The organism is Variovorax sp. LjRoot175 (assembly GCF_964253805.1).
Lineage (GTDB): Bacteria > Pseudomonadota > Gammaproteobacteria > Burkholderiales > Burkholderiaceae_C > Variovorax.
Genome location: NZ_CAXURY020000001.1, coordinates 3,225,235 through 3,238,300, shown reverse-complemented (window position 1 = coordinate 3,238,300; position 13,066 = coordinate 3,225,235). Strand labels below are relative to the sequence as shown.

Here is a 13,066-nt window from a genome sequence, read left to right as displayed (position 1 = left end):
TCCAGAAGGAGCGAGACAGCAATGGACGCAGACGCACCCGTCCGGCACCCGGACAAGTTCTTCATCGACGGCCGTTGGACGGAACCGTCCAGCGCGAGCAGGATCGAGGTGACCAACTCCGCCACCGAGGAGCTGTTCCTCTCCGTCGCCGAGGCTCGGGAAGCCGACGTCGACCGCGCGGTGGCGGCGGCCCGCAAGGCCTTCGACCACGGCCCGTGGCCACGCATGGCACACGAGGAGCGCGCGAAGTACATGCGAGCCATGGCGGCGGAGCTGGACAAGCTGGCCGAGCCGCATGCGCGCATCTGGACCACGGAAGCCGGCGCGCTGCACGGGTTCACCAAGGCGCGCTGCGCCGGCATCAGCAACGACTACCTGTCCTATGCCGCGTTGGCCGAGACCTTCCCTTTCCAGGAACGGCACAAGCCCAAGTCGGGCGGCGAAGTGGCGCTGCTGGTGCGCGAGCCGGTCGGCGTGGTGGCCGCCATCGTGCCCTGGAACGCGGCGCCCGGCGCCATCTCCAGCAAGGTCGGCCCGGCGCTGATCGCGGGCTGCACCGTGATCGTCAAGGTCTCGCCGGAGGCGCCCGGTGCCGCCTATATCCTGGCCGAGGCCTGCGAAGCCGCGGGCTTCCCGCCCGGGGTGGTGAACATCCTCACGGCGGAGCGGGAAGTGTCGGAATGGCTGGTGCGCAGCCCTGGCGTGGACAAGGTTGCCTTCACCGGCTCCACCGCGGCCGGCCGACGCATCGCGTCCATCTGCGGCGAGCGCATCGCGCGCTGCACGCTGGAACTGGGCGGCAAGTCGCCGGCGATCGTGCTGGACGACTACGACGTCGCTGCCGCGGCGCAGAACATCGCCTCGCGGGCGATCTTCCTCACCGGACAGGTGTGCGCCTCGCTGACGCGCATCATCGTCAGCCGCAAGCGCCACGACGCGCTGGTCGAGGCCTTGAGCGAGAACTTCCGCAAGGTGAAGGTGGGGGATCCGTTCGACCCCGCCACCCAGATGGGTCCGCTGGCCATGCGTCGCCACCGCGAGCGTGTGGAGGGCTACATTCAGAAAGGCAAGGCAGAGGGCGCAACGCTGGCAACCGGCGGCGGCCGCCCCGCGCATCTGGATCGCGGCTTCTACATCGAGCCGACGGTGTTCGGCCACGTCGACAACAACCACACCATTGCGCGCGAGGAGATCTTCGGGCCCGTGCTGGCCGTGATCCCCGCAGATAACGACGAGCAGGCGGTGGACATCGCCAACGACACCATCTACGGCCTTAATGCCTCGATCTTCACCAACGACCTGGAGCGCGCCTATGCCGTGGCGCGCCGCATCCGCTCCGGCACCGTTGGCCAGAACGGCATGCGCAACGAGGGCAGCATCGCGTTCGGCGGCTTCAAGCAATCGGGCATCGGGCGTGAAGGCGGTGCGGAAGGGCTGCGGTCCTACCTTGAAACCAAGGTCGTGGTCCTCGACGGAATGCCCCGGACGGCGGGTCGCGTCACGGGCTGAGCGCTGCGCCACCGATACCAACATCAGGAGACAAAGACATGACTCACAGCTTCGAAGCCGGCCTGCAGCGCCGGCAGCTGCTCGCCGCGCTCGCCGGAGCCGGCGTGCTGGCAACGGGCATGGCGCGGGCGCAGGCCGCCTGGAAGCCTTCCGGCCCGGTCAAGATCATCGTTCCCTTCCCGCCGGGTGGTTCCTCTGACATCTTGGCGCGCTTCATCAGCGCGGGCGTCGGCGATCGCCTGGGCCAGCCGGTGATTGTGGAGAACAAGCCGGGCGCGACGGGCTCCATCGGCGCCGGCTACGTCTATGGCGCGCCGGCGGATGGAACCACGCTGCTGCTGGGCATCACCGACGTGAACTCGATCTATCCGCACTTGGCGAAGGGCAAGGTGGATGCGACGAAGTTCGTGCCCGTCTCGCCGCTCGCTTCAACCGGCTACGTGCTCCTGGGCCGCCCCGACCTGCCGGCTGCCAACCTGCAGGAACTGCTGGCCCTGATGAAGAAGCAAAACCTCAGCTATGCGAGCGCTGGCACCGGCTCCGGCCCGCAGATGATGGCGGTGGCCTTCGCGCAGGCGGCAAAGGCCGACAACCTGCTGCACGTGCCGTACACCGGCATGGCGCCTGCGCTGCAGGCGCTCATGGGCAGCCAAGTGGACATCATGCTCGTGGCCGTGGGCGGCGCTACGCAGTACCGCTCCAGGCTGAAGTTCTACGGCGTGAGTTCCGCGCAGCGCGTGGCCGCCATTCCGGACGTGCCCACACTGAAGGAGCAGGGGCTGAACGTTGTGGGCGAGGCGTGGATGGGCGTGCTGGCGCCACCCGGCACGCCGGTGGCCGCCACCACGACCCTCGCCGAGGCGATCAACCAGGCGACGTCCACGCCCGAATACAAGGCCAAGGTGGCGGAACTCGGCATGACCACTCTCACCGGTACCTCCGCCGAGTTCGGCAAGCTCTACATGGACGAATACCGCAAATGGGGCGAGGTAGTACGGGCGGCGAACATCAAACTGGAATGACGCAGGTGTACGGCACCGTCATCGTCGGCGGCGGCTCGGCGGGCTCGGTCCTGGCCAACCGGCTTTCGGCCCGTGGGACGCACGAGGTCCTGCTGCTGGAAGCGGGCATCGACACCCCGCCGGGCCACGAACCGCCCGAGCTGCTGGACAGCTACGCGGGCCGGCTGTTCTTCAACCCGCATTTCGACTGGCCCGATCTGCGCGTGACGACGCAGGCGCCCCGGCCCGGCGAAGAGGCGGCAAGCCGGCCGCCCCTGCGCAAGTACACGCAGGCGCGCGTGCTCGGCGGCGGCTCCGCCATCAACGGCCAGCTTTTCAACCGCGGCGCCCCCACCGACTACCGCGAGTGGGAGGCACGCGGCGCGGCCGGTTGGAGCTGGGACGACGTGCTGCCGTACTTCCGCAAGGTGGAGCGCGACCTGGATTGCGACGGCCCCCTGCACGGCAAGCACGGGCGCATTCCGGTCAGCCGCATCCCGCGCGAGCACTGGACGGGCCTGTCGAGCGCGTTCGCAGAGGCATGCAAGGAAGCCGGCTATCCGTATCTGCCCGACCAGAACGGCGAGTTCGTCGAAGGCTACTTTCCCGTGGCCTTCAACAACCAGGCCGAACGCCGCGTCTCGGCGGCAATGGGCTATCTGGACGCCGATGTGCGCCGTCGCCCCAATCTGAAGATCATGACCGGTACGCACGTGACGCGGCTGCTCTTCGAGGGCATGCGCTGCGTTGGCGTGAAGGCGCTGGTGAATGGGCAGGAGCTGGAGTTCCGCGGGCGGGAGGTCATCCTGTCCTGCGGCGCCATCCATACGCCCGCGCACCTGCTGCGCGCAGGCATCGGCCCGGTGGAACACCTGCGGCAGATGGGGATTCCCGTGCTGGCCGCCAGCGAAGGCGTCGGCCGCGGCCTGATGGATCACCCGTCCATCGGACTGTCGTCCTTCTGCCGGCCCGGCGCGCGAATGAACGGCCTGACCCGACGCCACTTCCAGGTCGCGCTGCGCTATTCCTCAGGGCTACCCGGCGTCCCGGCCGGCGACATGTTCTGCGCCGCGCTGAGCAAGTCGGCCTGGCATGCGGTGGGCCAGCGCATCGCCTCGATGCTCCTGTTCGTCAACAAGACCTACTCCGAGACGGGACAGGTGCGGCTCGCCTCTCGCGATCCGATGGCCGAGCCCGAGGTCGCCTTCAACCTGCTGTCGGACCCGCGCGACCTCCGACGACTGATGGATGGCTTCCGCAAGGCGGCCGCGCTGCAGGCGAGCGGTCCGCTGCGCGCGGTGACCGACAAGCCATTTCCGAGCGCCTTCTCCGAGCGGGTGCGCAACATCAGCCAGATCACGGTGAAGAACCGCATCCTCACCAGCATCGGCGCCGCGCTGATGGACGGTCCCGCGCCGTTGCGCCACTACATGATCGACCACCACGTGGTCGACGGCTTCACCTTCGAGCAACTCATGCGCGACGACGATGCACTGGAGGCCTTTGTCCGCAAGGAAGCCATCGGCGTGTGGCACGCCTCCTGCTCATGCCGCATGGGCGGCGAGGACGACCCGCTGGCCGTGGTGGACTCGCAGGGCCGGGTCAAGGGTGTGCAGGCGCTGCGCGTGGTCGATGCATCCATCTTCCCCGTGGTGCCCTGCGCCAACACCAACTTTCCCACGCTGATGGCCGCGGAAAAGATTGCCGACACCATGCTGGCCTCGCCGGAGATTTCGTGAACCAAGACAACACAAGGAAACCCTCATGCCTCATCTCGTCATCCAGCACACACCCAACATCGAGGCCGATTTCCAGGCGCTATGCCTCGCCCTGCTCGAGACCCTGCTTTCCATCCGCGATGCGCAGGGCCAGCAAGTGTTCCCCGAAGGCGGCACCCGCGTGATGACCTATCCCGCCACCCACTATGCGGTCGGCGACGGCAAGGGAAACTACGGCTTCATGTACCTGAACCTGCGCATCTTCGAAGGGCGGGGCGCAGCGGTGGTGAAGGACACCGGCGACAAGCTGATGGCCGTGCTCAAGGACCGTCTGGAGACTGCGCGCAGGGCGGTGCCCATGGGCATCACCTTGAACATTGAAGAAACGCCGAAGGAGAAGCCCGGCACGGTGGTGCTGTCGTACGAGGGCTTCCACAACAACCTGCGTGCCGTTTTCGGCCGCTAGCCTACTCCGGCAGCTTCACCGTCTTGCCGATCTCGCGCCAGATAGCCAGCTGGGCGTCGACGAACTGGCGGAAGCTCGCGGGTGTGCCGGTCACGGGTTCGGCGTTGAGCGTATTGCGCACGCGATTCGCGACGTCCGGAGATGCGGACGTCTTGTTGATCGCCTCGTTCAGTTTCGTCACCACGGCTGGCGGCATGCCCGCCGGGCCTACCAGGCTGGCGAAGGTGTGCGGATCGAGGGCGGTGAGGTTTTTCATCCCCGCTTCGGACAGGGCCTGGACGTCGGGCAGGTAGGGCAGGCGCTTTTCGGTCGTCACGGCGATCGCCCGGATCTGGCCGGCCTTGACGGCCTGCACCGTGTTGAGCGTGGTCATGATGCCCAGGTGCACGTTGCCGCCGACCACCTCCCGAATCACGTCGGCGTCGGCCTTGTAGGGCACATGCGTCATCTTCAGGCCGGTGGCGCTGATGAGTGCCTCGGCGGCCAGGTGGCCTGCCGTGCCGAGGCCAGCTGATCCATAGTTGAGCTTGCCGGGGTTCGCGGCGTCATATGCCACCAGCTCCTTGATGTTGTGGACCGGCAGGGCCGGGCTCACGAAGATCACGCCCGGGTTGGTAACGGTCATGCCGATAAGCGTGAAGTCTTTCAGCGGGTCGTAGGGCAGCCCAGGACGCAGCGCAGGGTTCTGCACCAGCGAGCTGCCGGTGGCTGCGTACAGGGTGTAGCCGTCCGGCGGGGATGCCATCAACGCGCGGATCGCCGTCATCTGGTTGGCTCCGGGCTTGTTTTCGATGATCACCGGCGTGTTCAGCAGCTCGGACATCTTCTGACCATAGAGCCGTGCGATCGAATCGGCGCTGCCGCCGGCGCCGAAGGCGACGATGATCTTGATGGGACGCGAGGGATACGGCTGCTGTGCCCAGGCGGGCAGGGCCAGCAGGGCGGCAACGCCGAGGAGTGCGAGCCGGCGGGTCGGTCGGGGAAGGGTCATGGTTTGTCTCTTGAGTTGGTGATGGTTCTTCAGTCCAGGCGATAGACGCGCCTGGCGGTGTCGGCAAAGAGCTTTCGCTTCTCGTCGGGCGAGTACTTGGCGGTGACCCGCTTGAACATGTTCCAGGTCGCGCCATAGGTCACGCCGGCTTTCTCGACGGGGAAGTTGGACGAGACCATGCAGCGGTCGGCGCCGAAGAGCTCGATGCAGTCCTCGATGTACGGCCGCCAGAGCATCGCGAGCTGCTCGGACGTGGGCGGCGCCTCCGCTTGGCTGAAGTCGAAGTTGCCCAGGCACATCAGCAGCCCGCCCATCTTGACGGTGACGTTGGGGCAGCGCGCCAGCTCCTTCATGCCGGCCAGCCAGTCGGCGTGCACCTGCTTCTCCTGACCCGCATACGAGCCGAAGCCCAGCGGGCTGGCGGTATGGATCACCACGATGCTGGCATCCGGATTCGCTTGCGCGAGCGAGATGACCTCCGGCAGCTGCGGATGAAAGATGCTGGCGTCGAAGGAAAGCCCCATCTTTGTCATCAGCGCGATGCCGCGTCGGAACTCCGTTTCCAGGAACAGGCCGCGCTTTCCCGCGCGGACCGGGCCGGCAACGATGGGGTCTGCATCCCACTTGGCGCGCTGGCGGATGCCGCGCAGGCGGCCGTTGGCGGCCTCGCGATGGGCCTCGAGCGTTTCGCGCAGCAGCCCTTCGTCCAGCGTCAGGTCCGCATAGGCGACGATGCCGGCCGCACCGCGCGCTGCGGTGTACTTTCCGCTGGCGGCCATCGCGGCCATGCCCACTGCGAATTCCGTTTCGCCGACGGCCTTCAGGTGCTCCGGCCCGCCGGCGCGGTACATCGCGTTGCACTCGACGAAGACCGTGGCCTCGATGTTGTGGCCGGATTCCTCGGCGTCGCGCGCGAACTCTTCGACGAAGTAGCGGTAGCCGCTCTTGTGATGCCAGAAGTGCAGGTGCGGGTCGATGATCGGCAGGTCCGGTTCGAGCGTCGGCTCGGGCTTCGCGCGCGCCAGCCACTCTTCGTTTGGCCGTTGCGTTTCGCTGAAGATGGAACCGGGGGAGGAGGGTGTTGCTGGAGCGTTCATGGCCGCACAAGTGCAAGAGCCGTGCCCCCGGGCCGGGAGCCTTCTGCCGCGGGCGTGCAGGCTCTTTGCGTGTCCGGCCCAAGGACACGTGCTTGTACGGCGGACGTAGATGGCGCGGTCGGAGGCACCCGCGCGGAAGTTGGGCGGTCAATCTAGTCAAAGCGTGTTGGCATCGGGCTTGCACTGTTGTTCCTGACGTGAGACACACGGGTAACCCCAGACATCAGGAGATGCAATGAGCAAGCAAGCGAGAGAGCAGACCGTCGCCTTCGTAGGCCTCGGGATGATGGGCGGGCCGATGGCCGAGAACCTGTTGAAGAAGGGCCACCCGCTGGTGGTCTACGACATCGACAAGGCCAAGGTACGGCGTTTCGTGGAGCTCGGGGCACTGGCCGCCAGGGGCCCGGCCGATGCTGCGCGCCAGGCGGGTATCGTCATCTCCATGGTGGACACGACCGCGCAGGCGGAGGAAGTGATTGCCGGTCCGGACGGTTTCATCCAGACGGCCCAGTCCGGCGACGTGGTCATCAGCATGGGTACGATCGACCTGATGGCGCTTCGGCGTCTTCATCCGAAGCTCGCGGCCAAGGGCGTGGAACTGCTCGATTCGCCGGTCACCGGTATGGAGAAGGGCGCGAAGGAAGGGACGCTGAACGCGTACGTCGGCGGCGACGCCGCGGCGCTTGAGAGAGTGCGCCCAGTGCTGCAATCCATGGCCACCAAGATCACTCATTTCGGCGCCATAGGCCAGGGCCTGGCGATGAAGCTGATCAACAACATGCTGTTCCAGGTGAACCGCGTGTTGATCATCGAGGGCCTGGCGCTGGGTGCCAAGGCAGGCCTGGACCCCCAGCAGATGTTCGAAACCATCAGCGGCACCACCGGAAACAGCGTGGCATTCCAGTACTCGGCACCGCGCATCCTGAACCGCGAATTCGACGGCATTCGCATGGACATCACCTTCAAGGATGTCGAGCTTCAGACCCAGCTCGCCAAGTCGCTGGGCATGCCCATGTTCATGGCCAACACGGCACTCCAGGTCTATCAGATGGCCCGGGCGCAGGGCTTGGGCGACAAGGACGGGGTCGCCGTGGTTCAGATGTACGAGCAATGGACGGGTGTGCCCGTCGAAGGACGCAAGTGAGGCCATGACCAGTCCTGCCCTCGGTTTTCAGCACCTCGCAGCTGAACTACGGCTGTATTGCGGCGAGGACAGCCTCGCAGCCTTGGCCAAGGAACTCAAGCGCAGCGGCAGCAAGCGCGCCGTGGTGGTGAGTGGCCGTTCTGTCAGCGCCTCGCCCGCGATGGATTTGTTGCGATCAGCGCTGGGCCCGGTGCTCGTCGGCGAAAGCCAGTCCGTGCGACCGAACAGCCCCGTGCAGGCGGTGGAGGAAGCTGTCCGCGAGCTGCGTGAACAGGAGGCCGATGCGATCATTGCCATTGGCGGCGGCTCGGCTGCCGTCACGGCGCGCGCCGCCGCCATCCTGCTGGCCGAGCAACGCCCGCCGCAGGAACTCTGCACCAGGCGCCTGCCCAGTGGCCAGTTCGACAGTCCTCGACTGGACGCGCCCAAGCTGCCGCAGTTCGTCATCCCCACCACGCCGAGCACGGCCTTCGTGAAGGTGGGCAGCGCGGTTCACGATGCCGATACCGGCCAGCGGCTGGCGCTGTTCGATCCCAAGACGCGCGCAAAGGCGCTGTTCCTGCATCCGGAGTTCCTGCGCACCGCGCCGGCGGACCTGGTGATGAGCGCGGCGCTCAACACGCTTTCCACGGCAGTGGAGGCATTGGAGTCGCCGAAGTGCGACCCGGTCTCGGAGGCGATGCTGACGCATGCGCTACGGCTCGTGGCACGCCACCTGGATCGCATGGCGCCCGAGGACATCGGCGCGCGCGAATACCTCGTCATCGCCGCGCTTCTATGCGGCCGCGGCACCGAGCAGGCCGGCGGTGGGCTTGCCTCGGTGCTCGCGCATGCCATCGGGCACCGCGCCCACGTGTCCAATGGCATCGTGAATGCCATCGTACTGCCGCACACCATGCGCTTCAATGAGCCAGCGACGCAGGCGACCAGCGCGCGCATTGCCGAGAGTTTCGGCCAACCGCCCGCAGCTGCTGCCGCCGACGTGCTGGCGTCTCTTCTCGCGCCGCTGCCGATACCGCATCGCCTGCGCGACATCGGATTGGCCCAGGAAGATCTAGATGCCATCGCGAGTGCGGCGATGTCGGACTTCTTCATCAGCCGCAGTCCGCGGAGCGTGCAGGGCGCAGCTGACGTGCGCGCCATCCTCGACGCGGCCTGGTAGCGGCCGGGGCGCTTCGGGGAAATCCTCAGCCTGCGGGCGCCGAACGCGTGAACTCCTCGTGTGCTTCACGCAGCCAGTCCAGGGCGCGCGCGGCTTCGCAGGCGAGCAGCGATACCCCCACTCCTGCCAGCAGGAGGCCTTCCAGCTGCGCGAGGGAGATCGACCGGGCCATCGCCCGCATCGCATGGACCTTGAAGGGCAGCTCGTGGCCGCGCAGCGCAAGCTGCATCGCGAGCACGGTTTCACAGGTGGCCGCATCGACGCCCGGCGCGGGCATCACCAGCGCGCGCATCTTCTTGTAGCGTGCGATGGCCTGCGGATTCACTTCTGCCAGCCGGACAGTAGAAGGCTTGACATCGGTCGTATTCACGGCAGCTCCTTGCTGTTGGCGCCGCCTGTGACGATGAAGGTACGGCTGTCGAATGTGCTCATGGGCTGTCTCGAAGTTCGTGTTCAATGACGGGCAGCAACAGGCATGCCACGGCAGGAGGGTCTGCTGCAGACATGGCGGGGAGAGCCGTCGGTGCTCCATGTGTCCTCGCTGACGACAGGTGTGTGCAGCAGGGACGCTTGCTGGCCTCATCGGACGCATGTGACAGGGCGCATGGCACGGGATTCGGGCGATGCGGGCATGGCATTCGACTTGCTGTCCATGCTTCGATGATTTCATCGGCGGAGATATGCGACTACATCGAGTCCGCCCTCATACGCCTGTGATCGCCATCGTTCCACCGGAGACCGCCAAAGTGAAGCCCCGAATCACACATACGCTGCTCGCGTTGAGCATGGCGTTCGCCGCAACGGCCGCCGCGGCGGCTGATGCCTTTCCGTCGCGTCCCATCCGCATCGTCGTGAACACGGCGCCGGGCGGCCTGACCGACATCACGACCCGCCTGGTGGCCCAGAAGATGGGCGAGAAGCTGGGCCAGTCGGTGGTCATCGACAACAAGGCCGGCGCCGATGGCCTGCTGGGCATCCGCTACGTGAAGACCCAGCCAGCCGACGGCTACACGTTGCTCGGCACGGCAGGCACCGTGGCTATTCAGCCAGCCGTGAAGCTGGATCCTGGCTACGACCTGGTCAAGGATTTCACGGGTGTCGGACCGATGGTTCGCTCGCCCGTGCTGGTGGTCGAGGGCACGAGTCAGCCGGACAAGACGCTTGCGGATTTCATGGCGCGCGCCAAAGCGACGCCAGACCAGTTGACCTACGCGTCCGCCGGGGTAGGGACGACGACGCATCTGGGCGCCGCGCTGTTCCTGCAGCAGGCCGGCCTCAAGGTGATGCATGTGCCGTACAAGGGCAACGGCGCCGCCATGGCAGACGTGATCGCCGGCCGCGTGACCATGATCTTCGAGGCCTATGGGAGTGGCGCGGGCAAGGTGAAGGCGGGCCAACTCAAGGCCCTGGCGGTGAGCTCGACCAAGCGCTTGCCTGGGCTGCCGGACGTCCCGACCATCGCGGAGCAGGGCGTGCCCGGCTACAGCTATTACCTGTGGCTCGGCCTGATGGCCCCCGCGAGCACGCCAAAGGATGTGCTGGCCAAGCTGTCGGACGCGTTGCACTTCGCGCTGAACAGCAAGGAGTTGAGGCATCGTATGCGGGATGACGGCTCGGAGCCGATGATCATGTCGCCCGACGAATACAACGAGTTCCTCAAGCGTGACGCCGTGCAGATGCAAAAGGTGATCAACGAACTGGGCATCCAGAAGCAGTAAGCGGCCAAGGTGTCCTCCACCCGCAGCGCCCGGCACCTGCGCGCGGCGCTCGCGCCGGTCATCGCCTCGCACATCTGCCTGCATGCCGCGATGACGGGCATGCGCATGGCCGCGCCGCTGTTCGCGTTGGGCCACGGCTTCGGCGAGGCCGCGGCGGGCGTGCTCGTCGCCCTGTTCGCGGTCACCCAGATCTTTCTCTCGCTGCCGGCGGGGCGGTTCGCCGACCGTCGCGGCTTCAAGAAGCCGATGGGACTGGCCGTGATCGCCACCGTGGTGGGTGTGAGCCTCGCCGCGACCTGGCCTGTGTATCCCGTCCTGTGCCTGACTGCGCTGCTGTGCGGCGGCGCCGCCGGCGCGGCGACCATCGCACTGCAGCGGCACGTGGGCCGCATGGCGGCAGGCGCCAGCGAACTGCGTGAAGTCTTCTCCTGGGTGGCCATTGCGCCGGCCGCCTCGAACTTCCTGGGGCCATTCGCGGCCGGCCTGATGATCGACCATGGCGGCTACCGCGCGGCGTTTGCGATGCTGGCTGCCATGCCCCTGCTGGCTTGGGCGCTGCTGCACTGCGTCCATGAAGCGCCCATCGAAGCCACGCCCGGCGCGCAGAAGTCGCCCGCCTGGGACCTGCTGCGCGATCGGGGCCTGCGGCGCCTGATGCTCATGAACTGGTTCATGAACTCATCCTGGGACCTGCATGGCTTCATGGTGCCGTTGCTGGGCCACGAGCGAGGCCTGTCGGCCTCGGTGATCGGCAGCATCCTCGGCGCATTCGCCATCGCCGCGGCCATCGTGCGCCTGATGATTCCAGTCTTCGCCCGCCAGCTGCGCGAATGGGCGTTGATCACTGGCGCCACCGCCGTGGCGGGGCTCATGTTCCTGCTCTACCCCTTCACGCGATCGGCGGCAACCATGGGCCTGTGCTCCATCGTGATCGGCATGGCCCTCGGTCTCGTGCAGCCGATGGTCATGAGCATGCTGCACCAGATCACGCCGAAGCACCGTCATGGCGAGGCGCTCGCCGTGCGATTGATCCTGATCAACCTGTCGAGCGTCGGCATGCCCATGCTATTCGGCGCGGTGGGCGGCGTGCTGGGCGCCAGCGGCGTGTTCTGGGCCATGGGGACGATCGTCGGCGTCGGCAGCCACCTGGGCACGGGGCTACGCGAGCTCGGGGAGGATGCCGCGGAGCACTGAGTGAGAGACGGTGACCGAAGCACCGCTCCCCGCGCTTCAGTCCATCGTGAGAACCAGCCGACCTCTTGACTGGCGTGCGTCGATGCGGCGGAATGCCTCTGCGAATTCCCGCAGCGGCAGTGTCGTGATCAGGCGCGGCCGCAGTGCGCCACGCTGCCACAGCGCCGCGAGCGCCGCATGGGCGCGCTCGACGCGTTGCGGCTGGCGGTCGCGGTAGTCGGTCCATTGCAGTCCCAGTGCGGAGATGTTCTTCACCAGGAGGTGGCCCGCCTTGATCTCCGGAATGCGCCCGGAGGCGAAGCCCACTGTCACGATGCGACCGCACCAAGCCACGGCCCGCAGCGCGGCGTCGAAGGCCTCGCCGCCCAATGTCTCGATCACCACATCCACACCATGGCCGCCGGTAGCGGCATGCACCTGCTCGCGCAGGCTGTTGCGCAGGTCGGGCGCGGAGAGGTCGACCAGACTGCACAGTGTTTCGCCCAGGACAGCACGCGCCCGCTCCAGGTTGCTGGCGGCGGCGAGCACGGTGCCGCCGAGCGCGCTGGCGATCTGCACCGCAGCCTGGCCCACCGCGCCGCTGGCGCCGGTCACCAGCACCCTGTCGCCGGGCTCGAAGGCGCCGCGCTCGAGCAGCGCGAACCACGCGGTCTGCGCGGCGAGACCGAGCGCGACGGCATCGACGAACCCCATGTCCGTTGGCAGCGGCAGGCACTGGTCCTCGCGAGCCAGGGCCTGGGTCGCGAAGGTCCCGTACTCGACGTGGAGCAGCACGCGATCGCCGGGCTTCACCCGTTTCACGTCCAAACCGACCGCGCGCACGATGCCGGCGGCGTCCTTGCCCGGCGTGAAAGGCAGCGGCGGGATCGTCTGGTAGCGGCCGGTCATCACGAGCAGGTCGGGGTAGTTGACCGCGGCAGCCTTGACGTCGACAAGGACCTGGCCGGGAGCGGCCGCGAGGTCGGGCACTTCCTCGACCGCATGTGTTTCAACTGGGCCTGGTTGTCGAACCTGGACGGCAAGCATGATGCGGGCTCCTGCGAGTGGGTGGATGCGCTTACAGGTG

The 13,066-nt window shown here is 67.1% G+C and carries 12 protein-coding genes; 8 read left to right on the top strand and 4 right to left on the bottom strand.

Annotated features, from left to right (window positions below):
• Positions 1–21 precede the first annotated feature (21 nt).
• From ACSQ89_RS16155 to ACSQ89_RS16140, 4 genes are read left to right on the top strand one after another with little or no spacing between them, the layout of a single operon-like run.
• A complete protein-coding gene (locus ACSQ89_RS16155; RefSeq protein ID WP_436290155.1) occupies positions 22–1,509 on the top strand; it encodes an aldehyde dehydrogenase in 1,488 nt (495 codons plus the stop codon).
• A 38-nt stretch (positions 1,510–1,547) separates the two neighbouring features.
• Positions 1,548–2,531, top strand: coding sequence for a Bug family tripartite tricarboxylate transporter substrate binding protein (locus tag ACSQ89_RS16150; RefSeq protein ID WP_436290156.1), 984 nt, complete (start codon positions 1,548–1,550; stop codon positions 2,529–2,531).
• Complete coding sequence (locus ACSQ89_RS16145; RefSeq protein WP_436290157.1) at positions 2,528–4,249, top strand: GMC family oxidoreductase; 1,722 nt, start codon at positions 2,528–2,530, stop codon at positions 4,247–4,249. The genes ACSQ89_RS16150 and ACSQ89_RS16145 overlap by 4 nt, the downstream gene beginning before the upstream one ends.
• 25 nt (positions 4,250–4,274) lie before the next feature.
• Positions 4,275–4,694, top strand: coding sequence for a 5-carboxymethyl-2-hydroxymuconate isomerase (locus ACSQ89_RS16140; protein WP_436290158.1), 420 nt, complete (start codon positions 4,275–4,277; stop codon positions 4,692–4,694).
• A gap of 1 nt (position 4,695) precedes the next feature.
• On the opposite strand, the gene ACSQ89_RS16135 is transcribed toward ACSQ89_RS16140, so the two are convergent.
• Complete coding sequence (locus tag ACSQ89_RS16135; protein ID WP_436290159.1) at positions 4,696–5,685, bottom strand: Bug family tripartite tricarboxylate transporter substrate binding protein; 990 nt, start codon at positions 5,683–5,685, stop codon at positions 4,696–4,698.
• Positions 5,686–5,714: 29 nt separating this feature from the next.
• On the bottom strand, positions 5,715–6,782 hold the full coding sequence (locus tag ACSQ89_RS16130) for an amidohydrolase family protein (RefSeq protein WP_436290160.1): 1,068 nt from the start codon (positions 6,780–6,782) through the stop codon (positions 5,715–5,717).
• Between the two features lie 235 nt (positions 6,783–7,017).
• On the opposite strand from ACSQ89_RS16130, the gene ACSQ89_RS16125 reads away from it, so the two are divergent.
• Together ACSQ89_RS16125 and ACSQ89_RS16120 are read left to right on the top strand one after the other, a co-directional pair.
• Positions 7,018–7,926: an NAD(P)-dependent oxidoreductase gene (locus ACSQ89_RS16125; RefSeq protein WP_436290161.1), complete on the top strand. Its 909-nt coding sequence runs from the start codon at positions 7,018–7,020 to the stop codon at positions 7,924–7,926.
• A 4-nt stretch (positions 7,927–7,930) separates the two neighbouring features.
• Positions 7,931–9,088: an iron-containing alcohol dehydrogenase family protein gene (locus ACSQ89_RS16120; RefSeq protein WP_436290162.1), complete on the top strand. Its 1,158-nt coding sequence runs from the start codon at positions 7,931–7,933 to the stop codon at positions 9,086–9,088.
• Positions 9,089–9,113: 25 nt separating this feature from the next.
• Here the strand turns inward: ACSQ89_RS16120 and ACSQ89_RS16115 are convergent, their stop codons facing one another.
• Positions 9,114–9,458 (bottom strand): hypothetical protein, encoded by a 345-nt coding sequence (locus ACSQ89_RS16115; RefSeq protein WP_436290163.1) that lies wholly within the window; start codon positions 9,456–9,458, stop codon positions 9,114–9,116.
• 376 nt (positions 9,459–9,834) lie between these two features.
• On the opposite strand from ACSQ89_RS16115, the gene ACSQ89_RS16110 reads away from it, so the two are divergent.
• The gene (locus tag ACSQ89_RS16110; protein WP_436290164.1) at positions 9,835–10,806 is read left to right on the top strand and encodes a Bug family tripartite tricarboxylate transporter substrate binding protein; all 972 of its coding nucleotides are present in this window, start codon (positions 9,835–9,837) and stop codon (positions 10,804–10,806) included.
• 36 nt (positions 10,807–10,842) lie between these two features.
• Positions 10,843–12,000, top strand: a complete 1,158-nt coding sequence (locus ACSQ89_RS16105; RefSeq protein WP_436290538.1) for an MFS transporter — start codon at positions 10,843–10,845, stop codon at positions 11,998–12,000.
• Between the two features lie 36 nt (positions 12,001–12,036).
• Here ACSQ89_RS16105 and ACSQ89_RS16100 read toward each other — a convergent pair whose 3' ends face one another.
• A complete protein-coding gene (locus ACSQ89_RS16100) occupies positions 12,037–13,026 on the bottom strand; it encodes an NADPH:quinone oxidoreductase family protein (protein WP_436290165.1) in 990 nt (329 codons plus the stop codon).
• Between the last annotated feature and the right edge of the window lie 40 nt (positions 13,027–13,066).

Bases quoted from the DNA above. Each gene is read 5' to 3' on its own strand.
- ACSQ89_RS16155 (WP_436290155.1), top strand. From the start codon at position 22: ATGGACGCAGACGCACCCGTCCGGCACCCGGACAAGTTCTTCATCGAC.
- ACSQ89_RS16150 (WP_436290156.1), top strand. From the start codon at position 1,548: ATGACTCACAGCTTCGAAGCCGGCCTGCAGCGCCGGCAGCTGCTCGCC.
- ACSQ89_RS16145 (WP_436290157.1), top strand. From the start codon at position 2,528: ATGACGCAGGTGTACGGCACCGTCATCGTCGGCGGCGGCTCGGCGGGC.
- ACSQ89_RS16140 (WP_436290158.1), top strand. From the start codon at position 4,275: ATGCCTCATCTCGTCATCCAGCACACACCCAACATCGAGGCCGATTTC.
- ACSQ89_RS16135 (WP_436290159.1), bottom strand. From the start codon at position 5,685: ATGACCCTTCCCCGACCGACCCGCCGGCTCGCACTCCTCGGCGTTGCC.
- ACSQ89_RS16130 (WP_436290160.1), bottom strand. From the start codon at position 6,782: ATGAACGCTCCAGCAACACCCTCCTCCCCCGGTTCCATCTTCAGCGAA.
- ACSQ89_RS16125 (WP_436290161.1), top strand. From the start codon at position 7,018: ATGAGCAAGCAAGCGAGAGAGCAGACCGTCGCCTTCGTAGGCCTCGGG.
- ACSQ89_RS16120 (WP_436290162.1), top strand. From the start codon at position 7,931: ATGACCAGTCCTGCCCTCGGTTTTCAGCACCTCGCAGCTGAACTACGG.
- ACSQ89_RS16100 (WP_436290165.1), bottom strand. From the start codon at position 13,026: ATGCTTGCCGTCCAGGTTCGACAACCAGGCCCAGTTGAAACACATGCG.